Origin of the sequence: Sporosarcina sp. FSL K6-1540, from assembly GCF_038620285.1 — a bacterium.
Lineage (GTDB): Bacteria > Bacillota > Bacilli > Bacillales_A > Planococcaceae > Sporosarcina > Sporosarcina psychrophila.
Genome location: NZ_CP152018.1, coordinates 4585426 through 4608494 on the forward strand (window position 1 = coordinate 4585426; position 23069 = coordinate 4608494).

Sequence of the window (23069 nt, forward strand, 5' to 3'; positions counted from 1 at the left end):
CTTAACTGGAAATAAGCCGCCAAAGATGCAATTTTGGCGGCTGATGCTTTCTATAAGACATCACATGAGTTTGATGCATAATCTTTACTAAAAGTAAGCAAGGAACACATTGTACAAAGTTCTAGAGTGCCCGAAATTGTATCTTCGGGCACTAACACTCTCTATAGAAAGTCATCTACTCATTTCTTTCAAAGCAACTGCATTTTTCACTTGAATAGTGTAGGAACGCGATAGGCAACTATTCGCAACACTCTTTCAGTAAATCTATCATGAATAGTTTGTCGAAAGCGGGCCAAAAATAGTGCAGTGAAAATGTAGGTCATCAAACCCGACTCACCAGTATTTTATGCAAAAAACTGGGTAATCAACAGAAGTGCTGCTACCTATTATATATGTTGTAATAAAGAATCCTACCAACAACGCTCTGCGCTAGGGGATACCTCCCACAATAAGCCAGACAGAAAATCACTCTCAGTCTTATTGCTTCAGCTACCCCAGTAGACGCCTTCGCTGAAAATTATATAGTTGTATTATAAGGTTAATCTATTACCTTATCAAAAGTCATCGTACTCAATTAGATTGTTATAATTTATAGTCCATTACAATCGTTTTCTTCAATTGTTTTAAGTGGCGTTTTTCATGCAATCCAACAAAAGGAAACCACTGAATCAGTGGCACTTGCCCAAAAATTGGGTGTTTGAATGATTTTTCACGAAGTACGTCCTTTGTACTTGATTCATATACATCTAATAAAAAGAGGCGCGAATCATAGAGTGCATTTTTCATCTCTATTTTTGATTTGTACTCTTTCGTTGGTGCAGTATAGCCTGGAGCTTCCACTTTTATGAAACGAATCGTAGAAAGTGCAATTGGTTTCTTCATCGATTTCGGGCTATCAGGATTTGTTAGTTCTTTGGCTATATTTGTCGCAATGACTGTCTCCATACGTACAAGGTGTTCAAATATTTGTTTCGGAGACCATCCGCCATTTGAAGGTATTTTATTGAATTGTTCATCCGTTAACCCTTCAATTGCTTTAAATAACTCTTTTCGGATGATAGTATTTTTTCCTAAAATCATTTAAATATCTCCTTTGATAACCTCAGAAATCTTTTCCGTTATTGTTGTTTGCAAGTGGTACGTTTCACATGATAGTACAGTTAATGTGTACGCCTATTTGATAGTGTAGGAACTGATTTAGTCATCTTTTTGTTTCCCTACCTACAATAGAAGCTTTTCTCTTTTTTCGCAAGTGATTTAGTGAAAAACACTTTTGCTAAAGACATTTTTATGTCGTTTAAAATGAGGCATTATTCAATTCGTTTTTTTAGTAATTATCCAGATAAAGTTAATCTACAATCAGAGGGGGGTTCTTACAGCCCGTTAATGCGGGATAAATACTAGGACATCGACTACTCGAATACACTCAATCTTTAAAAAGTATTCCTCTCGTTATCGATGAAAAGTTCCCTAATTCTTTTCAGAATTCGCGAACCAGTATGCCGCCCCAACGAACACAGCTCCACCAATTATATTGCCAATTGTTACTGGTACTAAGTTTGCCGTCATCCCGGCCAATGAAACAGTGTCCGGGTGAGGGATCATCAACGAGAGGGAAAGCAAGGTCATATTTGCGATACTATGTTCAAACCCCGAAGTGATAAAAGCAAATAAGCACCAAAAAATCATAATCAATTTTGCTGTTTCATCCTTAAGTTTAAATGCGCACCAAACAGCCAGACAAACGAGTATATTACACAGAATTCCACGCATAAGCAACTCTACAAATGGCGTATTCATCTTGGCGCTTGCCGCTGAATTGATATAGTCCGCCGTCCCACCTATGGCCAGTCCCGAATAGACAAAAAGTGCCGCAACGAGAATAGAGCCTGCAAAGTTTCCAACATAGCTGAATGTCCAAATTTGTATGGTTTCATACCAAGTCGTTTTCTTCGTCAATATACCAATCGTCATGATCATATTATTACTTGTGAAAAGGTCTGCCCCTGCCATTAACACTAAACTTAACGCAATCCCAAATGTAACGCCCATAATAATTTTCGTTCCTGCAAAATCAGTTGGTCCTAACAAACCACCAATCGTAAAAATAAGTATGATTCCAAATCCAACGAAAACCCCAGCCATCATTGTCAATGTTAGGTATCTACTTTTACTCGTATGTAATTGATTCACTTTCGAAATGGCTGTATCACCCAACACAGCGATTGTTGCTTTCATTTTTTTCCCTCCAACTACCATTAGCATGACTTTTTGGATGCCTAGTATCTTTTTTTACCCAAGTATATATTCTATCTCTAACGACTATACTACTAATCACAGATATACGGTACTTCCGACGGAAAACGGATGATAATACAACGACCAATCCGAGATATGGGGTTGGTTTTTCGTCATTCAGACAATACACCCGTTAAACTAAACCTCCTACTAAGACAACAGTCATGGCACTGGGTAACGCCAACAGACCTTTTCGTAATTCAAGTGTATGATTGTCATGTATACTAGGCATAGTCCTAAACCCATTGTCCTATCATTAAGGGGAACTTAAAATCATTTGAGGTGTCTATCTATGAAAAAAACACGCTATGAAAATACGGATAAGAATGCATCACTTGCCACGTTTAAAGATTTACTACAGTGGCGCAAAGAAAGAAAAGGCAAACTGAAAGATTTATCATTCCAAGTGCCACTAGTAGATAAAACGGAAACAGCGTTCTTGCAATCAAATCGGACGATTCCAACAATCACTTGGATTGGCCATTCCACATTTTTAATCCAACTAAATGGACTGAATATCCTAACAGATCCAGTCTGGGCAAATCGTCTTGGCACAGATAAACGGCTGACACCACCAGGACTGCCAATTAAGGAATTACCGCCAATCGATATGGTCCTAATTTCACATAGCCATTACGATCACCTGAGCTATGGTTCTATTAAAAAACTAAAAGGTGATCCAACTTTTTTTGTACCAATTGGACTTGGTAACTGGTTTAAAAGAAAAGGATTCAACAAAACTGTGGAATTTAACTGGTGGGATGAGCAACAAATAAGCGGATTAACGATTTCCTTTGTTCCAGCTCAGCACTGGTCAAAAAGAACGCCGACGGATACAAATCACTCACATTGGGGGGGATGGATTATCCAAAATCCAAATCAAACACTCTATTTCGTAGGAGACAGCGGCTATTTCGAAGGCTTTCACACTATCGGAGAAAAGTATGCCATTGATTATTGCTTGATGCCGATTGGCGCATATGAGCCGGAATGGTTCATGGCTGCTCAACACGTAAACCCTGAAGATGCTGTCAAAGCCTTCATCAATACACGGTCGAAAGTGATGATTCCGATGCATTACGGCGCTTATAGGTTAGCCGACGATACACCTAAAGAAGCACTTGATAGATTACAAGCTGAATGGGAGAAAAGAAAGTTAGATGGCAAGAAGTTAACTGTTTTGAAACTTGGGGAAACTATTCAGATGGAGACTCCAACTACTTGAGCTAAAAAGAGCGAACTCCCTATACTTTCAAGGGGTTCGCTCTTTTTAATGGGCCACAACGCCGGAGACTTGGGTCAACAGGATGTTGGTTATTCAGTAGAAGTGGTTGAATTCTGCTAAATCAAGTTAAATTTCAATAATGACTGGAAGAATCATCGGCCTTCTTTTTGTCCGCGTATATAAAAGTGTTTCAACTGATTTTTTTATGTGTTGTCTGAGATTAATTCGTTGGTTTCCACTTTCGCCTCGCGAGTTGTTAATGGTCGTAATGACTAACTGATTCACTTCATTCAATAGTGCTTGTGCATCATTCCTATAGACGAATCCGCGTGAAATTGTATCCGGATCGGAAATTAGCTGTCCATCTGTTTTACTTATCGTTATAACAATAACGAGCATGCCCTCCTCCGAAAGCAATTTCCGGTCACGTAACACGATATTTCCAACATCACCAATGCCCAATCCATCTACGAAAATGTTCCCTGATTGGACTTTTCGTGTTTGGCGGGCAACGCGGTTGTTAATATCGACAACATCACCATTGTTAATAACGAAAATATTTTCTCTTTCCACACCTACGGATTCTGCTAATAAACGATGCTGATAAAGCATTCTAAACTCACCATGAATGGGAATGAAATACTTCGGCTTCATTAAGGTTAGCATTAATTTCAATTCTTCCTGACAGGCATGTCCTGAAACATGCATACCCGTTACAGTCCCCGATCCATAGATCACCTTGGCTCCCAAAAGATATAAATTATCAATAATACGTGATACACTTTTTTCATTTCCAGGAATTGGCGATGAAGCAAAAATAACCGTATCATCAGGGTGGACTTCTACCTCACGGAAGTTTGAACTGGATAGACGTGACAGAGCCGCCATAGGTTCTCCTTGACTTCCCGTGCAAAGAATAACAACCTTCTCCGGATCCATTCCCCTAACTTCATTTTTATCAATTAACATTCCTTCAGGGATAGTCAAATACCCGAGTTCTGAAGCAACCGCTACTACATTCACCATACTTCGGCCAAGCAATGCAAGCTTGCGGTTCGTTTTTTGCGCGGCATCTACTACTTGCTGTACACGATGAACGTTAGAAGCGAAAGTAGAAATAAATACTTTCCGACGGGCTTTGCGGAATGCTTCTTCAATATGCCCTCCTACAAGTATTTCAGACGGATTAAAACCAGGACGTTCCGCATTGGTACTTTCTGATAACAATAGCAACACACCATCACTGCCGATTTTAGCCATTTTATGAATATCCGGATAGTCATTATTGACAGGCGTTAAATCGAACTTGAAATCACCAGTATGCACAACTGCCCCCTCTGGCGTATGAAATACAACGCCTAAACAATCAGGAATGCTGTGGTTTGTTTTGAAAAATGTTACTTTCACTGTTCCAAACTCCAAATCCGAATCAGAATCAATCAGAACTAACTCAGTTTGCCTAAAAAGTCCGTGTTCTTTTAACTTAAGCCCAATTAAACCCAGCGTTAATCGTGTCGCATAAATCGGCATATTTAATTGCTTTAATACGTACGGAATGCCTCCAATATGATCTTCATGTCCATGAGTGATAACTAACGCCCGAATCTTATCCTTATTTTCCTGTAAGTATGAAATATCCTGGATAATTAAATCAATTCCTAATAAACTTTCATCTGGAAACTTAGCACCACAGTCAATCACAACGATATCGTCTTCATATTGTAGGACATACATATTTTTCCCAATTTCATTAATACCACCTAGTGCAAAAACTGATAATTTATTTTCAGTTTTAATCAAATTTAATAGCCTCCTACTTTTGAAATAATACTCAAAGTATGCCCGTAAAAAGTTCTTTTATGATTTAAGCTTCTTAAGAGAACATTCGCGTAGCAGTTTGGCTGATGATAAGTTCGACTGTCATTCTTTTTAGAGCTACCTCTTCCAACTATCTGCAGACATTAAAGTAAATAAAAACCGATTGCCATAATCAGATAAGCGGAGAAGAGGATTAGACCCTCGAACCAATTTGATTCACCATCACTGCACAGAGTAATGACAAGGAATGTTGCGGATACCATCGCCACTAGCTCTGGCACAGTGAAAACAAGTGCCATTGGTTCCGACATTGTTAGTGAAATGAGTACGAGGATTGGCGCAACGAACATGGCGACCTGCAACGTGGAACCTACTGCAATTTCCACAGCTACATCCATCTTATTCTTGACCGCCATTGTGATTGCGGACACATGTTCCGCTGCATTTCCAACAATAGCAACGATAATGACACCAATGAACAATTCGGTCCAACCAAACTTTTCACCAAGCATTTCAAATGTATGAACCAACTGCTCTGATACGAAAGCAACCGTTAGCGTTGCTAAAAATAGTACAAGAATCGACTTGCGCTTTGTCCATTCTGGCGTTTCCTGCTCCTCCACTACCTTATCAGAAGAGGCGAAGACGCCACGGTGGGTGACGAGTTTGAAAAATAGACCTGCAAGATAAAGTGTAATTAGTACAACAGATATGCCGATACTCAAGTTAAATGTCGTTTGTGTATCCATTGACATGGAGAAAATCTCAGGGATGACAAATGCCACGATGACAGCAAAAATTAGCAATCCCGAATTGTATTGTGCATCATGGAGACTGAAATTTTGACGTTTGAATTTGATGCCCCCCGCGAAGAAGGAAAGCCCAAGCACAAGCAACAGATTCCCAAGTACAGAGCCTGTGAGCGAAGCCAAGACGATGCCTACCATTCCTGCCTTCAATGTAAAAATGGAAATGATGAGTTCGACTGCGTTGCCAAATGTCGCATTCAACAACCCACCAATCCTTGGTCCACTAACGATAGCAAGGCTTTCTGTAGCCCGACCTATGTATCCTGAAAGCCCAATGATGCTTATACAACAAAGGATGAACATCATGATGTCCGACCAATTTAGGAATGCACCAGCAATCACGAGTGGGACTCCGGTGATAACAAGGATGGCAAATAACCAATTCAACAGAATCACCTCTTAGGATAATTGAAATCTTCTCCCTATCTTTCCCTTATGAAGATAAAACAAACTTAAAAATGTGTTCATAACTTATTTTGATGCAGCCATATCGTAATGCAATGATAGTTAAAAAAACCAACCGGATTACTCTCGGTTGGTTCTTAGTTTTTCTTATGCATTTGTAAATTGTTTACCAACTAATTTCATGCATCCGACGTCAATCTCGGATTTTTTAATCCAATTTTTAACAACTAACTATTTTCTACTATCACTTCTGTTGACTTGGCTTATGGCGGGAGGAATCCCCAAGCGAATTCAATGGGGGGGTTTTATTTCAACCTATATATCATGACATTTCCATTAACTTGATTTTAGGTGCTCTTGAGCATGCAAACAATCTATCAGTTCTTTTACGGCAACTTCACCTGCATGAATCCACCTATTTTTATCAACGATTTTCCCATCTGGATCAATCGGTTTTTGGAATTGGCTAAAACCAGTTGCATTTAACAATGAACTTTCATCACTATCTAGACCAACATGCACGACATGCTTAATCACATAAGGTGTTTCAAATTCTATGGAAGCATTATATTCATCAAGTTCTCCGTCCGTTACGAAAAATGGAATTCGCACATAAATAGTTTCACCGCCTTCGCGGCATAAAATATGGTCAAAACATCCTTTATGATAATCCCAGTTTCCACCTAAGTGATAGCCGAGCCCTTGAATACAATCACTCACAACACCAAATGAAGCCCTTTGCCCATCAAGCTCAGTTTGTAATTTCAACATTGTTTTTCCTCCTTGTAAATTGCTCTATAAACAGCATTCACAAAAGAAGGCGGAAAAATACTACCAACATTTACAAGGACAACAAAAGAAAAAATGTAGCAAGCAGTCTCTTTATTCCCTTCCCTATCCGCATCAAATTCATAGTGTGTTAAATTATTTCCAAACCGTTCGACTATTTGATTGATTACGAGGCATTTCCTATAATGTCCCCATTTCAGAACGTTAATTCTCCATTTCTTTTGCTAACATTGAGAGCTTGTTGATTGTTTTCCAATTCCGCATCGTTGAAGGAACCTCTAGTCTTTGTAAATTATTCGCAAGCTTAGCGTTTCGAACACCACGCTGGAACAACAGATAGACTTCCCGCCCTTCGATCAAATACTCATCATTGTCACTTTTATAAGCACCCAATCGATCGATTCTGTCTTGTGAAGGCTTGTCCTGCAATAAAGAAACGTAAAGGCTTTCTCCTTCTGAAGTAAGTTTTGCTTCTGCTACAGCTTCCTCAGTAAACGGACAATTCTTAGTAATCCATTCCAACTCTGCAGCCGTTCTGATTACAACATTGATCGAAAATCCGAAGACCTTCTCAATCTCCCCTTGAATACACTTGATTAGGGATTGCTCACTTTCATCTGATTCGAACAAAACGTTACCACTTTGAATATAGGTCTGCACCCGGCTAAAGCCCAGCATTTCAAATAGCTGTCGTAGTTCTACCATTTTTATTTTATTATGCCCACCCACGTTAATGCCGCGTAGTAATGCAATATTAATTCTCATCCCAATATCCCGCCTTTCTATTAGTAACAACCATTCATTCAAACAAAAGGTGTCTATCTTCTCTACCCAATCTATTAGTAAATTCCACTCATTTAGCCTAATTCCTCTAGCGTGTCATTACAATACGGTTTCGATTAAGTCACGCTGTGCGTTTTTTCGCGTGTTGAAGGATATCATTACCACGAGATGGGTTATGACCGTCTTGAGTGGAGTTATGATCGCCATGAATGGCTTTATGACCGTCTTGAAGCACATTATGACCGCCACACACGAGTTTATGCTCGCCATGCCCTTTTTCTCCATAAAAAAATTGATTGTCTCCTAAAAAAGAGCCAATCAATTTCCATTGAATATTTATCCCAATATATCATTCACTCGCTTCACATATGGTTTCTTATCATAGGAACGATATAATTCACATGAAAGTTTAATAGGATCGCCAAAGAAAAATCGTTCATATAACGTTTCGCGAGTACCAAAAGAGCTCATCGTTAAATCCCATGCTAAACGAAATATTTTGACGCGATCCTCTGCATTTTTCGATTTAGCCTGCAAATATTGATCTAAATCTTTTCTAACACTTGATTGAAAAGCTTTTTCCGTTGGAATGGACATCAAGCCACTTGCACCTAAAAGCTGAATAATTTCAGTAAATCTCGGGTAAACCCGTGGAAATATATTAATCGCGATTTGCAGTGTTGTTCGATTGGGTCGCATAAATCCCCATTCATCGATTTCAGCTTCGATTTCCGATTTCATTACCAATGCCTTCATTGTTTCTAAAGCTACAATAATTTCAGAAGCCTTTTCTTGAACATGCTGATATTCACCGATATTAATGGTTTCGATGATTGACTGAACTATTCCCAATACAAATTCCGTTTTGATAATTTGTCTAGAAACAACTTGATGCAACGTAAATGGTAAGAACGAACTCAAAGCCACGAAACTGTTCGATACTTCTATGTTGTCGTAGTAAAACACGCGCTCCCATGGGACCAATACATTGTCGAAAACAACGATCGTATCCATTTCCTCATACCGCGAACTTAATGGATAGTTAAATGTGGAGTCGCCCCCAACAAATGATTCTCTGCAGACAAACTTTAGACCATGACTATTACTAGGGATAGAAAACGCAAATCCATACGCTTTATCATCAACCCCACCCGCTGAAATCACCATGATTTCATCCGTTATGCCGCCCTGTGTTGCCAGCAACCGCGCACCTTTTATAATGATTCCCGCTTCGTTTCTATCCATCACTTTGGCAGCAATCGGCTCATCTGAATCTTCAAAATAGAATTGCCCCCGGTTTACTTGTGGGTCAATAAATGTATGTGTCATGGACAAATCATTTTCACGTGCATATTCATAGAACGCAAGTATGTTTTCCGGGAAACAATTTTCTTTTCCTTCCAATAAACCCACAGACGATGCAAGAGCCATTAACACAGTATTCATATAATCTGGACTTCTTCCCATCATACCATTGTTCGATTTAGCCCACTGTTGAACCATTGCCCGCCTTTTAACTAAATCCTCTTTTGATTTCGGCTGTAAATAAGACAGACCTATTGAATCTCCAGTTGATGGCGATGGATAGGTCATGACGTCTTTACATGTCGCATCATATTGCAAATCATATAGCGCTGCCTGGCTTTCCATGACACCTTTGAATGCAGGATGTTTAGAAATATTGTCCGTTACAAGTTTACCATCTATCCATACATTCGTTTGTAGCCGATCAATTCGTTCAAGATAATCGTTTCCTGTAATCGCTGGCATAGACACACCCCTAACTAATAGTAGCGGATTGTTTTAGCATCCATCTATTTCTTTAGTTGTATACTATTATTATGTTCTTTCGGTTGTTACAAGGTCATATCTATGCCCATGCGTATTATCAGCAAATCTTACTTAAAAGCGATAGCGGCTTTGACTGCTTTTTGCCACCCAGCGTATAAGTCTTCGCGTTGTTGCTGCTCCATTTTCGGTTCGAAAGGTCGGTCTAGATTCCAATGAGCCGAGATTTCTGAGCGATCCGTCCAAAAACCAACGGCAAGACCTGCTAAGTAAGCGGCTCCTAGTGCAGTTGTTTCACTAATCAGTGGACGCTCGACAGGTACATTTAATAAGTCTGCCTGAAATTGCATAAGGAAATCGTTTTCAACTGCGCCGCCGTCTACACGTAACGTTTTTAAAGAGATTCCAGAATCTGCTTCCATTGCATCAAGTACATCCTTTGTTTGATATGCAAGTGATTCCAATGTTGCACGAATAAGATGTTCTTTCTCTGTACCACGTGTCAATCCGAAAATGGCACCTCTTACATCGCTATCCCAGTAAGGTGTTCCAAGGCCGACAAATGCTGGCACAACGTAAACGCCTTCTGTCGATTCAACGCGTTTAGCGTATTCTTCACTTTCAGATGAATTACGGAACATTCTAAGTCCATCACGCAACCACTGAATGGCAGATCCTGCAACGAAAATACTACCTTCAAGTGCATACTCTACTTTTCCGTCGATTCCCCACGCAAGGGTTGTTAATAGACCATGATCTGACTTGACTGCTTTATCCCCCGTATTCATTAACATGAAGCAACCAGTTCCATATGTGTTTTTTACCATCCCACTTTCAAAACAAGCTTGCCCGAACAATGCGGCTTGTTGATCACCGGCGATTCCAGCAATCGGAGCAGCATGACCAAAGAAGTGACTTTTTTCCGTATGCGCATAAATCTCAGAAGAGGGACGGACCTCTGGTAGCATTGACGCAGGGACGTCTAAGATAGAGAGCAATTCCTCATCCCATTTTAATTCGTGAATATTGTACATAAGTGTTCTCGAAGCATTGGAATAGTCGGTTACATGCCTTTTCCCGCCAGATAATTTCCATACAATCCATGTGTCAATTGTTCCAAATAGAAGATCTCCACGCTCCGCTTTTTCTCTTGCTCCTTGTACGTTGTCCAAAATCCATTTCACTTTTGTGCCTGAGAAATAAGCATCGATAAGTAAGCCAGTTTTATCTCGAAACAGATCATTGTAACCGCTCTCTTTCAGATCGTCGCATATTTCAGCAGTTTGACGTGATTGCCAAACAATGGCATTGTAAATTGGTTTTCCTGTATTTTTATCCCATATAACTGTTGTTTCGCGCTGATTTGTTATGCCAATGCCTTCGATTTGTTCAGCTGCAATATTCTTTTCTGACAATACACCTGCAATAACAGCTAAAACGGAGCTCCAGATTTCGTCTGCATTATGTTCGACCCATCCAGACTGAGGAAAGTATTGAGTGAATTCCTGTTGGACTGTATGTAAAATCTTACCGCTTTTATCGAATAGAATTGCCCGCGAACTTGTTGTGCCTTGGTCAAGAGCCATTATATATTTTTTAGTCATTATTTAGTCCCCCATATAGTGAGTTTTTATTACATAATGTATGAATCTTCTTAGCTATTCTGTAACACTTTGTTTTGCGTCTTGTGCTGACTCTTTTCTTAATGAATACTGTGCACCTAACAATACCGCTAACACAATACTACCAACAATCCAAAATGCAATGCTAGTAACACCTTCAAACACTTGTTGATAAAACAGCGCACCAAATGTTCCGCCCAATAACGGACCTACGACAGGTATCCATGCGTAACTCCAATCCGACTTCCCTTTCCCAGGAATCGGCAAAAAGAAATGGGCTATACGCGGGCCTAGATCACGGGCTGGGTTAATGGCATAGCCAGTTGTTCCACCCAATGAGACCCCAATGGCAACAATCAACGCACCTACAATTAGTGGATTCAGGCCTTCCGTAAACTCATTTGCACCGATTGCTAGTAAACCAAGCAGTAAAATGAACGTACCAATTATTTCACTCGTTAAATTGGAGAGTGGATGACGTATTGCCGGAATTGTAGCGAATACAGATAACTTCGCCGCTTCGTCTTCAGTTTCCTTCCAGTGAGGCAAGTAATGGAAATAAACAATGATTGCTCCACAAATCGCTCCAAGTATTTGAGCTAGCATATACATGGGGACATCAGCCCATGGGAATTCACCAATGGAAGCCATTCCGAGGGTCACCGCGGGATTCAAGTGTGCACCGCTGACACCACCAACTGCATATACCCCCATTGCAACGGCGAGTCCCCATCCAATTGTGATTACAATCCAACCAGAGTCTTGGGCTTTCGACTTCTTCATCAAAACACCACCGACGACTCCAGCACCGAAAATAATTAAAATCATTGTCCCAACTAGCTCTGCTATAAAGGGTGTCATTTTTAATCCACCTTCGTTTCTATTTTGTAGTGGTTGATTTTAGACATGAAAAAGCCCACGTTTAAACACCTACATTACGTAGGGTTCAAACGTGGACTCCTTAGCTCAACCACTTACTATTGACTTGCTATTAGTATATTCTTATTAAAAAAGACTGTCAATCTTTGATGAATGAATCCCACAGCTCATGGTCTGATGTTGTTACTGCGACAGCACCCGCATCCAATGCATCTTGGACATGTTTTTTTGTCCGAATCAAGCCTCCATTAATAATTGGAATTCCTGTTCTATCATACACTTCGCTAATGAGTTCTGGTATTACCCCCGGCAACATTTCAATATAGTCAGGAACTGTCTGGTCAATCAAGGAATAACTTTTTTCCAAAGCGATTGTATCTAAGAGAAACATGCGTTGAATAGCGATAATTCCTTTGGCTTTCGCTTTCATGATCATATTGGACCTCGTCGAAATAATGCCAGCTGGTCTAATGTCATTGCATAGAAAATCGGCAGCAAAATTATCCGTTTTCAATCCTTGAATCAAATCGGCATGGATGATTACTTTTTTCCCATATTTCTCTGCTTCTGTTTTGAGCGTTTTAAGATTGCCAACATGCACTTCTAAAAGAACAATGTATTCAAATGGGCTTTTTAGCAACTGTTCAAACTGCTTTAAGCTTCGCGCAGCGGGCAATATCTTTTGATCGTGAAAAGGCATCTTTTGCACTGCCTCCTTTCATGCTTCCTGTCTCCAATATAGCATGTTACAACACTGTTGTTGCAATTGTCAGCTCATCAGCCAGTTCTTTTTCGTATTGCTGACGCTCTGCATCTGTCCACTCGAAAATGAATGCCATTTCATCTAGCACATCTTTTTTCCCTGCTTTAACGTTGTCAATATTGAAGAACATATCCCCAGTTCTCCGAACAAAGAAATCAGTTGGTTTGGCAACCATTTCGGATTCAATTGCATAGCGTAATTTCACATAAAGAATACGTGGAATTGCTGTGTGTGCTTCAAAGGGTATCGCAAATACTTGGTCAACATTGGTGCCATAAAGTGTTGCCAAGTGTCGACTTTGTCGTTCTGTAAATCCAGCTAATTGACCTTTTTCAATCGCCTTGGCCATAAATCGGTTCATATTTGATGAACCACCAATATCACCACCTGAGATTGGCAAATTCTTCGTCCCACACTTATTAAAATGACGAATTTCTTCATGACTAAGCTGATCAACTATTTTATCCACCACAGTTTCCGCCATTTTACGATAGCCGGTCAATTTCCCACCTGCAATTGTAATAAGACCTTTCTCCGATTCCCAAATCTCATCTTTTCTCGATACTTCCGACGGACCTTTGCCCTCCTCATGGATGAGTGGTCTGACTCCTGCCCAACTTGACTCTACGTTTTCCGCTGTCAAGTTAAGACTAGGGAACATATATTGAATCGCATTTAAGATATACGAGCGATCCTCTTCAGTAATTTGCATCACTTTCGGATCTCCTTCATAGAATGTATCCGTTGTTCCCACATAAGCTTTTCCATCGCGAGGCACTGCAAAAATCATACGTTTATCGGGTGTGTCAAAATAAACTGCTTGGTGCAACGGAAAGTCTTTTTGATCGAATACAAGATGCACACCTTTTGATAAAATTAAGTGTTTTCCTTTTGTTGTAGCCTCGCCTTCGATCCCCTTCACATCATCTACCCAAGGTCCAGCCGCATTGACAACTTTTTTCGCCTTAATAACAACTTTTTTATTTGTTAATGTATCTAACACTTGCACACCGGCAATTTTTTCTTGTTTATAAATAAAGGTTTCTGCTTTTGCATAGTTTGCTAAGGTTGCGCCTTTTTCAGCGGCTGCTTTCATAACTTCAATTGTCAGGCGTGCATCATCAGTGCGGTATTCGACGTAAATGCCGCCGCCTAATAATCCTTCTTGTTTCACAAGCGGTGCTTTCTGAAGGGTTTCTTCTTTTGTTAACATCCTTCTTCTTTCAGCTTTCTTAACGCCTGCGAGAAAGTCATATACTTTCAAACCAAAAGAAGTCGAGTATTTGCCAAACGTTCCTCCTTTATGAAAAGGAAGGACCATCCATTCTGGAGTCGTGACATGTGGTCCATTTTCATAGACGATTGCCCGCTCTTTTCCAAGTTCCGCTACTTCTTTGATTTGAAATTGTTTTAAATAACGTAATCCGCCATGGACAAGTTTTGTCGAGCGGCTTGAAGTGCCAGAAGCAAAGTCTTGCATCTCGACAAGCGCTGTTTTCAACCCACGTGCCGTAGCATCTAAAGCGATTCCAGCTCCTGAAATTCCCCCTCCGATTATGAGTAAATCAAATTCCTCTGTTGCTAATTTGTCTAATGTCTCTTCCCGTTCTAATGATGAAAAGTTTGTCATTTATCTCGTCTCCTTCTAAATTATGGTATTTTATAAGTGAAAAAGAGACCTCAAGAAATAAGTTGCGATACGCAACCATTCCCTGAGGTCTCTCATTAGCTCAAACCCAATATATTAACTTACATCTAGTTTATCATATATCCAATGAATTACATAATAGTTTGTTTCATCGAATAACACTCTACCCGGGTTCATTTTTCTTCACTTATCTATAAAAAACAATTTAATTCCGAAACATTATTTCAAACGGAGTGAGATAAAGAATCCCATTGAATTCGCTACGGCTCCCCTTGTAAGGCACCTTCGATCGGTAAATATAGGTATTCATTTATTCAACATATTATAGAAGGATCCATCTAAGGGCTTTTCATTTTTCTCTACTAATAGAAGGAAAGCAAACATACACTTTAGTAACTACGATTAGGGGCAGGCTAATATAGCTGGATAACAAAGGGTGGAGGCGTCTTATTCATTGATGGAAAAAGCACTTATTTTCATAATTTTATTGAGAATTTTATCAGGAAGTATTGATATTACAGCGGCAATGTTTATGTTTAAATTTAATGATTTAGAAAAAGCCTTTTATATCAACACCCTACTGGCCTTAGTAGGTCCATGTATTTTAATTATTACGACAGGAATAGCATTGGTTGGACTAACTGAAAAAATTTCATTCGTAAGGATGATTTGTCTCTTTGGCGGAATTTTACTCATCCTCATCAGCTTAAAATCTAAATAAGAAAAGCATAAGGCGTCTTCGGTGAATAAACCGATAGAACTATAAGCTTGCAGCCTTGTAAAAAAAAGTTTATTTTTCTATTGCATTATAATAAATTAAATGTTATTATCCGAATAGAAGTTTAATAGCGGATCACATGTTACTGACTCGATCAGGCATGGTGGTAAACTTAGAAGGTTTTTTTAAAATCTTCTTTTTTACCCCATGCCTTTTCTTGTTTGCTCGTTGTGATTGCACAATATAAATCGAGGGATACGAGCCCTACATCACCGACAATAAAGGAGTCCACAGACATGCTATCAAAATTATTCAAGAAGAGTAAATTACAGATATTCGCACCTATTAATGGAGAAATAATCCCACTTGACCAAGTTCCGGACCCAGTCTTTAGCCAAAAAATGTTGGGCGAAGGAGTCGCTATCATGCCAAAGAAAGGTAGTATTCATGCTCCTATAGATGGAACTGTCATCTTAGTATCCGATACAAAGCACGCCATTGGCCTCCGTTCAAGTGATGGGACAGAAATTCTTATTCACATCGGATTGGAAACGGTTTCATTAAAAGGAAATGGTTTTACAGTATTAGTCAAAGCAGGTGACGCAGTTTCGGTCGGTCAATCACTTATTGAAGTAGATTGGGATTATATTAGCGAACATGCAAAAAGCATTATAACACCCATCGTGATTACAAATAGTGCGGAACGGAATGTAAAGTGCGAAGTTGCAAAAGAAGGCATCATGGGAGAAACAGTGTTAATGACAATTTCCACTAAGTAATGCATGAGTATATCCAGTGAAAAGAAGGCGGTGACTTTCGATGAAAATAACAAAGATTCTCAATAATAACGCTGTCGTCGTACTAGATGGCCAGCATGAGAAGATTGCTGTTGGCACTGGGATTGCTTTTAATAAGAAACGCAACGACATTGTGAATGTCGAAAAAATCGAAAAGTTATTTGTTATGAGGGAGAATGACAAGTTACAGCAGCTTCTAAGTCGAATTCCAGAAGAGCATTTCACCATCTCAGAAGAAATTATTACATACGCAGAGGCGTATATGGGCACGAAATTAAACGAGCATATTCACATCGTCCTTACTGATCATCTGTCATTTGCAATCGAAAGAATTAGAGATGGTATTCATCTAAATAATAAGTTATTGCATGAAATAAAAATACTTTATAGAAGAGAATTTGAAATTGGGCTTTGGGCAATCCAACATATAAAAGAAAGATGTCAAGTGGACATGCCTGAGGATGAAGCCGCTTATATTGCACTTCATATCCATACCATGAAACCGCAAGGAGGTGATTTGCATCAAACCCTAAGACAAACGGCGATTATTAGAGACATGGTCCAAACAATCAAGGAACACTTAATGATCACGATTGAAGAGGACGATATTTCTTATCATCGCCTAATTACGCATCTTCGCTCCACCCTAACAAGAATGAATCAGTATGGGCTTCACACGATGGATGAGGAAATGTTGGTCATGATTAAAAAGAAGTTTCCTCTTTCATATAATTGTGCAACCGAGGTTGCAAAGGAATTAGTTGTGTTACATGCAGTCGAGCTGCATGAACAAGAGTTGGGCTATATCGCACTTCATATTGAACGATTAAGAAAGCAATAAAGTCAACATGAGTCGTCATCATATATATTCTTCCGAACAAACTATCTAAAAACTATGAATAGGGGTGAGTTTAACATGATGAAATACCTTCAAAAGCTTGGCCGTTCTTTGATGTTACCTGTAGCTGTATTACCTGCTGCGGCAATTTTAATGGGGATCGGGTATTGGATTGACCATGATGGTTGGGGTTCAGGAAACGTATTAGCTGCCTTCTTAATCAAAGCCGGGTCTTCGATTCTCGACAGCCAAAATATGTCTATTCTTTTCGCAGTCGGGGTAGCACTGGGTATGTCCAAAGATAAGGATGGCTCTGCCGCGTTAAGTGGTTTGGTCGCTTTCCTCGTAACTACGACATTGCTATCAACAGATTCGGTAGCTATGTTACTTAGCACGGATATTGCTAATGTAAATCCTGCATTTGAAAAAATTGAAAACCAATTTATCGGGATATTGTCTGGAATTATCGCATCCATTATGTACAATCGTTTTAGTCATGTACAGTTACCGGATGCACTTGCCTTCTTTAGTGGAAAACGCTTAGTTCCCATTATGACAGCTGCCGCTATGTTAGTCGCTTCAGCAGCATTATTCTTTATCTGGCCTATTGTATACACAGCTTTAGTTAGTTTTGGTGAAGGTATTAGTGGATTAGGTGCTACTGGTGCAGGATTATACGGCTTCTTTAACCGACTATTGATCCCTACCGGATTACACCATGCATTGAACTCCGTATTTTGGTTTGATGTTGCTGGTATTAATGACATTGGTAACTTCTGGGCTGGAACAGGCACGAAGGGTGTTACCGGTATGTATCAGGCAGGTTTCTTCCCAATTATGATGTTTGGGCTACCCGCTGCAGCACTTGCAATGTATCATACAGCTAAAACAAAAAGAAAAAAACAAGCAGCATCTTTGATGTTAGCAGCAGGTTTCGCTGCATTCTTTACAGGTGTTACAGAACCACTTGAATTTGCATTTATGTTCTTGGCACCAGCTCTTTATGTTGTGCATGCTGCGTTAACAGGTTTATCGTTGTTTATTGCCGCTACTTTCCACTGGACAGCAGGATTTGGATTTAGTGCTGGTTTTGTCGATTTAGTCTTGAGTTTCAGATTACCACTTGCTAACCAACCCTATATGTTAATCGTTCAAGGTTTAGTCTTTGCAGTCATTTACTACTTCCTATTCCGTTTCTTAATCGTGAAATTCAACTTAAAAACACCAGGTAGAGAAGACGATGAGGATGTAGCAGATGAGGATGTAGACGGAGTAGCAAGTACTACAACAGGTAATAAATTCTCAGGCATGGCCGCTACGATTTTTGAGGGGTTAGGCGGAGACGCTAACGTAACTTCCGTTGACTACTGTGCAACACGCTTACGTGTAGAAGTAAAAGATATGAATGCGGTCAACCAAAAGAAAATTAAAGATACAGGCGTACCAGGGATAAACGTGGTAGGGCCACAAAGTATTCAAGTTATTGTTGGCACAAATGTACAATTCGTTGCGGATGAAATCGATAAAATCCGCAAATGATAACATGCGATTATGAATGGACCAGGTCTCTGCAGACCTGGTCTTTTTGCATTTTAAAAACAACTATATATGTCGAACAAATGAATACGGCATATGCGCTTTACAAAGGGTTTTGGGAGGCCGCTGAAAAAGCCCCACTACATAGAGCAAATTAGAATTCCTGCCAATACCGCTTCGACGCTTTGTGGATGCCTCCCGCGATAAGCCAGAAAGAAGACCACTTTCAGTCTCATCGCTCCGGCTACCACGAAGACGCACCTTCGCTGGATGGACTATGTGAGAAAGAGCATTTCGTTACCGGAATGAGACCTGCAATCTCTAGTGCGTCTTTCTTTAATTAAATCACTATCAAAAAATAATCACATTATAATCTCGGCATATACACTCCGAATCATAACTCTCTTCAATAATGAACAACGCTAGCGTAGGCGCGGCAAAGGTGTAGCCGAAGCCGTGATACTGGATGCGAAGCGCCAATCCAGGCTTAGGGCGAGAGGCATCCCCAAAGCGCCAAGCGTTCTACAATCCACTCCCCGAATTACACCTCTCTCATTATTGAGCGCCACAACAGATTCAATAGTATTTTTTAATTCAACATATATACTTATGAATACCTGTATAAATTGAGCGTATGCGCCTTACAAGAGGTAGCCGATGCGTGTTTGATGGAATATTTCACTATATACATACTCGCGATTACTACCTACTCTTTACTAGCATTCTTAGCCCAATAAATAGTGCCCATGCATCATTCTTTTCATCAATAAAGAACCGAATCGGCTTCTCGAGCGGCATAATTATTAGTGTTGTCTCGTTACTTGCGCGAAGTGTGTAGGTTTTATTATCAATTGTTGCCATGACGGTTTGATCTTCTAATGAAATATCAACTTGGGACCCTTCAGCTGATATATATGTCCCGAGTACACGCTGTTTTTGTTCTTTAGTCATTTCAAATTCAGGCTCTGTGTTTCTCTTTTGGTCGATTGGGATACCTAATGCAGTATTCACAGCCGCAAGCCAAATTGCGTCGGCACTTACACCGCTCATATTCGCTAAAACGACAGCAACAATTCCCTTTTCTGGAATGAAACCGAAATTAGAAGATACACCCGGCTGGCCTCCGCCATGTTCGACTAATGTAACCGCTGAGTAATTTGGAGTCGTTTGAAGGGCAAACCCATAAAAACTCTTGCCATTCGTTTGATGAACGGGTTGTGCCATTTGTGAAGTATACGCCCTACTGACAATATTCCTTTCAAGTACATCCACATAGATGTTTCCGTATTTCAACAAATCAACTACCGTCGACCGAATACCACCCCCAACGGCATAATTTCCTAACGTCGGCCACGGACATGCTACCGGCTTACCATCCTCCAGCACATATGGTGTTGTGACATTTTCAAAACTCTGTAATCCAAGAAGATTATATGTCGTTCTGGTCATTTGTAAGGGGTTTATAATTTGATTATTGATATATGCCTGATAATTTTCGCCAGTTATTTTTTCAATAATTGCGCCCAGTAAGAGAAACATATCATTGTTATAGCACATATATTCCCCAGGCTTCCCTACCCAGCTCCATGCTTTTTCGTTTAAATAATGAAGATGTTCATCGAATTTCGTGAGTTGTTCCTTTCGCTCCATTGTTGCAAGACCTGTTGTGTGAGAAAGGAGGTGACGTATTTTTATATCCTCCATATCGGCATAATCGACTAATTGAAATTCAGGAAGATGCTCGATCACCGTGTCTTCAACTTGTAAACGTCCTTCTTCTGCCAGTTTCATAATAGCAAGTGCGGTAAATGATTTTGTGATTGATGCGATTCCGAAAATCGTTTCTGGGGTGACCGGCTCATTCGTTTCAAAATTCCTTGTCCCAAATCCTCGCTCATAAATGGGTTGTCCGTTTTTCGAAAGTGCAACTGCAACACCCGGTATTTGTTCCTTTTCCATTACTTCCTCTATAAACTTTTCAAATTGTTCCCACTGCATCAATTGTATCAATCCCTTCGTAAGTTTATTGTTATTAAGTAGATAGGTAGTATTAGACAGGAAATGATTGTGTTAATAATAAGACTGTATAGGTTGAAATCTAGAACACCATTGAATCCGCTGCGGCGCTCGGGGATGCCTCCCGCCATAAGCCAAGCAGCTTTGCTGCCAGTCTTAGGGCTTCGGCTACCCCTTTTAAGGCGCCTTCGCTTAATTAATTATAGATATTACATTTATAGGGATTATGCTAGTAGATAACGTTATCTTAAACGATCTTTAGCAAACAAAAAAGTTGCCCCTGCTAATCAGGACAACTCTACATTAATTGGAACTGCATCTTGTCGGGACATTACTTTTTCATCGTGCAAATGACAGGCGACATAGTGGCCCTTCTCTACTTCCATAAACGCCGGTTCAAGCTCCGCACAAACTTTCATCGCTTTCGGACATCTCGTCCGGAACCTACATCCACTTGGAATGTCGATTGGACTAGGGACGTCACCTTTCAGGACAATTTGTTTTCTAGAGCGCTCCAGGTTCGGATCGGGCAATGGGATAGCTGAAAGTAGAGCCTCAGTATAAGGATGCAATGGTTTCTCATAAAGCGTTTCACTTTCCGTTAACTCCACAATTTTCCCTAAATACATAACTGCAATTCGGTCGCTTATGTATTTCACCATTGATAAATCATGCGCAATGAATAAAAAAGTAAGCTCTTTTTCTTTTTGGAGTTTCTTCAATAAGTTGACGATTTGGGCCTGTATCGATACATCCAGTGCAGCGATTGGTTCATCTGCGACAATAAATTCTGGCTCAACGGCCAATGCACGTGCAATACCGATACGCTGCCTTTGCCCTCCGCTGAATTCATGAGGATACCTTTGCGAATGTTTTTTGTTCAAGCCCACGAGCTCTAACAGCTCATTCACTTTTACTTCTCGTTCTTTCAATGATAACTCGGCTGAATGAATGACTAGCCCCTCTGAAATGATTTCCATAACAGTCATACGCGGATTCAATGAAGAATAGGGATCTTGGAAAATCATTTGCATATTGCGCTTCTTCTTTTTTTGCTCTTGTTTACCGCGTTTTGAATGGACTACTTCATTAGCAAAAAGAATTTGGCCACTCGAAGGCTCATAAATTTGAGTAATGGTTCTCCCGACTGTCGATTTCCCACATCCTGACTCACCAACAAGACCCAGCGTCTCCCCTCTTTTTATCGTAAAACTAATTCCATCAACGGCTTTTAATGTACTATTCTTATTAAGCTTGAAATGTTTTTTCAATTCTGTAACGACTAATAAATCTTCATTCATATTCATTATTTTACACTCCTAACTTTTTCCGGGACATGTTCGGCCGGCGTTCGCACATCTTGCAGCCAACATGAAACTGAGTGACTTTCACCAAGCTGCGTCGTTTCTGGATGGAAGTTATGACAGACCTTCATCGTATACGGACAACGGGCAGCAAATGGACAGCCTGTACCAAGTGTTGCTAAGTCTGGCGGTGAACCCGGAATAGGAATAAGTGGCTCGGATCGACTGGCATTCAAGTTAGGCATGGAATGAAGAAGTCCTAACGTATACGGGTGTTGTGGTTTATAAAAAATTTCATCTAGCGTCCCTTGCTCCACGATTTCACCCGCATACATGACAGCAACTCGATTAGCCATGTTTGCGACAACGCCAAGATCATGCGTAATTAAAACAATTGCCGTATCCATTTTTTCTTGCAAGTCCTTCATCAACCGCAGGATTTGCGCTTGAATTGTTACATCGAGAGCTGTTGTCGGCTCGTCAGCTATTAATACTTTGGGATTACAAGCAAGCGCCATTGCTATGACAACACGCTGCCTCATTCCACCTGAAAACTGATGCGGATATCCATCTAGGCGTTCTTCAGCATTCGGTATACCGACCATTTTAAGCATTTGAAATGCTCTTTGTTTGGCCTCTTTTTTTGTCATCTTCTGATGTTTTATGAGGCCCTCCATAATTTGTTTCCCAATTTTCATCGTCGGATTCAAGGAAGTCATTGGATCTTGGAACACCATTGATATTTCTGAGCCTCTTACCTTCTGCATATCACTTAACGATAGTTTTAAAAGATCCCGCCCCTCGTAAGTGATGTCCCCTTGTGGAATTAATGTATTATGCTTTGGTAAAAGACGCATAATTGATTTTGCGGTAACAGATTTCCCTGAACCTGATTCACCAACAATCGCCAACGTTTCACCTTTGTTTAACTTGAAATTCACACCTCTTACCGCCTTAACCGCACCTGTTTGGGTCTGGAAGGAAATGTGTAAGTTATTGACTGACAATATTTCTTCATTCATTAAAGACCCAC

Annotated in this window: 19 protein-coding genes; 5 read left to right on the top strand and 14 right to left on the bottom strand. The window is 40.1% G+C overall.

What is annotated here, in order from left to right; translation table 11 throughout:
• Positions 1-582 precede the first annotated feature (582 nt).
• Together MKY15_RS22075 and MKY15_RS22080 are read right to left on the bottom strand one after the other, a co-directional pair.
• Positions 583-1080, bottom strand: a complete 498-nt coding sequence (locus MKY15_RS22075; protein WP_067210644.1) for a DinB family protein — start codon at positions 1078-1080, stop codon at positions 583-585.
• 390 nt (positions 1081-1470) lie between these two features.
• Positions 1471-2238, bottom strand: a complete 768-nt coding sequence (locus MKY15_RS22080; RefSeq protein ID WP_067210647.1) for a formate/nitrite transporter family protein — start codon at positions 2236-2238, stop codon at positions 1471-1473.
• A gap of 352 nt (positions 2239-2590) precedes the next feature.
• Between MKY15_RS22080 and MKY15_RS22085 the strand changes: the two genes are divergently transcribed.
• On the top strand, positions 2591-3523 hold the full coding sequence (locus tag MKY15_RS22085; RefSeq protein WP_338656201.1) for an MBL fold metallo-hydrolase: 933 nt from the start codon (positions 2591-2593) through the stop codon (positions 3521-3523).
• Between the two features lie 126 nt (positions 3524-3649).
• Here the strand turns inward: MKY15_RS22085 and MKY15_RS22090 are convergent, their stop codons facing one another.
• The 9 genes from MKY15_RS22090 to MKY15_RS22130 all read right to left on the bottom strand — a co-directional run bounded on the left by MKY15_RS22090 (position 3650) and on the right by MKY15_RS22130 (position 14809).
• Positions 3650-5323, bottom strand: a complete 1674-nt coding sequence (locus MKY15_RS22090; RefSeq protein WP_187045198.1) for a ribonuclease J — start codon at positions 5321-5323, stop codon at positions 3650-3652.
• A gap of 161 nt (positions 5324-5484) precedes the next feature.
• A complete protein-coding gene (cax, locus tag MKY15_RS22095) occupies positions 5485-6540 on the bottom strand; it encodes a calcium/proton exchanger (protein WP_342539804.1) in 1056 nt (351 codons plus the stop codon).
• A gap of 351 nt (positions 6541-6891) precedes the next feature.
• Positions 6892-7326: a YugN family protein gene (locus MKY15_RS22100; RefSeq protein WP_067210656.1), complete on the bottom strand. Its 435-nt coding sequence runs from the start codon at positions 7324-7326 to the stop codon at positions 6892-6894.
• Positions 7327-7548: 222 nt separating this feature from the next.
• Positions 7549-8109 (bottom strand): DUF1697 domain-containing protein, encoded by a 561-nt coding sequence (locus MKY15_RS22105; protein ID WP_342538610.1) that lies wholly within the window; start codon positions 8107-8109, stop codon positions 7549-7551.
• A gap of 354 nt (positions 8110-8463) precedes the next feature.
• Positions 8464-9897, bottom strand: coding sequence for a 4-hydroxyphenylacetate 3-monooxygenase, oxygenase component (gene hpaB, locus MKY15_RS22110; protein ID WP_338656195.1), 1434 nt, complete (start codon positions 9895-9897; stop codon positions 8464-8466).
• 128 nt (positions 9898-10025) lie between these two features.
• On the bottom strand, positions 10026-11519 hold the full coding sequence (gene glpK / locus MKY15_RS22115; RefSeq protein ID WP_067210660.1) for a glycerol kinase GlpK: 1494 nt from the start codon (positions 11517-11519) through the stop codon (positions 10026-10028).
• A gap of 54 nt (positions 11520-11573) precedes the next feature.
• Complete coding sequence (locus tag MKY15_RS22120) at positions 11574-12398, bottom strand: MIP/aquaporin family protein (protein WP_187045202.1); 825 nt, start codon at positions 12396-12398, stop codon at positions 11574-11576.
• A gap of 157 nt (positions 12399-12555) precedes the next feature.
• On the bottom strand, positions 12556-13116 hold the full coding sequence (locus tag MKY15_RS22125) for a glycerol-3-phosphate responsive antiterminator (RefSeq protein WP_067210665.1): 561 nt from the start codon (positions 13114-13116) through the stop codon (positions 12556-12558).
• Positions 13117-13162: 46 nt separating this feature from the next.
• Positions 13163-14809, bottom strand: coding sequence for a glycerol-3-phosphate dehydrogenase/oxidase (locus MKY15_RS22130; protein ID WP_342538611.1), 1647 nt, complete (start codon positions 14807-14809; stop codon positions 13163-13165).
• Between the two features lie 475 nt (positions 14810-15284).
• On the opposite strand from MKY15_RS22130, the gene MKY15_RS22135 reads away from it, so the two are divergent.
• From MKY15_RS22135 to nagE, 4 genes are all read left to right on the top strand, one after another.
• Positions 15285-15548: a YqhV family protein gene (locus MKY15_RS22135; protein ID WP_067213988.1), complete on the top strand. Its 264-nt coding sequence runs from the start codon at positions 15285-15287 to the stop codon at positions 15546-15548.
• Between the two features lie 293 nt (positions 15549-15841).
• On the top strand, positions 15842-16324 hold the full coding sequence (locus tag MKY15_RS22140; RefSeq protein ID WP_067210670.1) for a PTS glucose transporter subunit IIA: 483 nt from the start codon (positions 15842-15844) through the stop codon (positions 16322-16324).
• Positions 16325-16364: 40 nt separating this feature from the next.
• Positions 16365-17183 (top strand): PRD domain-containing protein, encoded by an 819-nt coding sequence (locus MKY15_RS22145; protein ID WP_067210673.1) that lies wholly within the window; start codon positions 16365-16367, stop codon positions 17181-17183.
• A gap of 75 nt (positions 17184-17258) precedes the next feature.
• Positions 17259-18719 (top strand): N-acetylglucosamine-specific PTS transporter subunit IIBC, encoded by a 1461-nt coding sequence (gene nagE, locus MKY15_RS22150; RefSeq protein WP_342538612.1) that lies wholly within the window; start codon positions 17259-17261, stop codon positions 18717-18719.
• 699 nt (positions 18720-19418) lie between these two features.
• On the opposite strand, the gene MKY15_RS22155 is transcribed toward nagE, so the two are convergent.
• From MKY15_RS22155 to MKY15_RS22165, 3 genes are all read right to left on the bottom strand, one after another.
• Complete coding sequence (locus MKY15_RS22155; RefSeq protein WP_187047920.1) at positions 19419-20714, bottom strand: serine hydrolase domain-containing protein; 1296 nt, start codon at positions 20712-20714, stop codon at positions 19419-19421.
• 305 nt (positions 20715-21019) lie between these two features.
• Entirely contained in the window at positions 21020-22033 is a 1014-nt protein-coding gene (locus MKY15_RS22160; RefSeq protein WP_067213990.1) for an oligopeptide/dipeptide ABC transporter ATP-binding protein, read from the bottom strand.
• A gap of 5 nt (positions 22034-22038) precedes the next feature.
• Positions 22039-23058 carry an ABC transporter ATP-binding protein gene (locus MKY15_RS22165; protein WP_338656178.1) on the bottom strand — a complete coding sequence of 340 codons (1020 nt, stop codon included), beginning with the start codon at positions 23056-23058 and terminating at the stop codon, positions 22039-22041.
• Positions 23059-23069 lie beyond the last annotated feature (11 nt).

Bases quoted from the DNA above. Each gene is read 5' to 3' on its own strand.
- MKY15_RS22160 (WP_067213990.1), bottom strand. From the start codon at position 22,033: ATGAATGAAGATTTATTAGTCGTTACAGAATTGAAAAAACATTTCAAG.
- MKY15_RS22140 (WP_067210670.1), top strand. From the start codon at position 15,842: ATGCTATCAAAATTATTCAAGAAGAGTAAATTACAGATATTCGCACCT.
- MKY15_RS22100 (WP_067210656.1), bottom strand. From the start codon at position 7,326: ATGTTGAAATTACAAACTGAGCTTGATGGGCAAAGGGCTTCATTTGGT.
- MKY15_RS22155 (WP_187047920.1), bottom strand. From the start codon at position 20,714: ATGCAGTGGGAACAATTTGAAAAGTTTATAGAGGAAGTAATGGAAAAG.
- MKY15_RS22135 (WP_067213988.1), top strand. From the start codon at position 15,285: ATGGAAAAAGCACTTATTTTCATAATTTTATTGAGAATTTTATCAGGA.
- MKY15_RS22125 (WP_067210665.1), bottom strand. From the start codon at position 13,116: ATGCCTTTTCACGATCAAAAGATATTGCCCGCTGCGCGAAGCTTAAAG.
- MKY15_RS22080 (WP_067210647.1), bottom strand. From the start codon at position 2,238: ATGAAAGCAACAATCGCTGTGTTGGGTGATACAGCCATTTCGAAAGTG.
- hpaB (WP_338656195.1), bottom strand. From the start codon at position 9,897: ATGCCAGCGATTACAGGAAACGATTATCTTGAACGAATTGATCGGCTA.
- nagE (WP_342538612.1), top strand. From the start codon at position 17,259: ATGATGAAATACCTTCAAAAGCTTGGCCGTTCTTTGATGTTACCTGTA.
- MKY15_RS22105 (WP_342538610.1), bottom strand. From the start codon at position 8,109: ATGAGAATTAATATTGCATTACTACGCGGCATTAACGTGGGTGGGCAT.
- glpK (WP_067210660.1), bottom strand. From the start codon at position 11,519: ATGACTAAAAAATATATAATGGCTCTTGACCAAGGCACAACAAGTTCG.
- MKY15_RS22165 (WP_338656178.1), bottom strand. From the start codon at position 23,058: ATGAATGAAGAAATATTGTCAGTCAATAACTTACACATTTCCTTCCAG.
- MKY15_RS22145 (WP_067210673.1), top strand. From the start codon at position 16,365: ATGAAAATAACAAAGATTCTCAATAATAACGCTGTCGTCGTACTAGAT.
- MKY15_RS22085 (WP_338656201.1), top strand. From the start codon at position 2,591: ATGAAAAAAACACGCTATGAAAATACGGATAAGAATGCATCACTTGCC.
- MKY15_RS22120 (WP_187045202.1), bottom strand. From the start codon at position 12,398: ATGACACCCTTTATAGCAGAGCTAGTTGGGACAATGATTTTAATTATT.
- MKY15_RS22130 (WP_342538611.1), bottom strand. From the start codon at position 14,809: ATGACAAACTTTTCATCATTAGAACGGGAAGAGACATTAGACAAATTA.
- MKY15_RS22075 (WP_067210644.1), bottom strand. From the start codon at position 1,080: ATGATTTTAGGAAAAAATACTATCATCCGAAAAGAGTTATTTAAAGCA.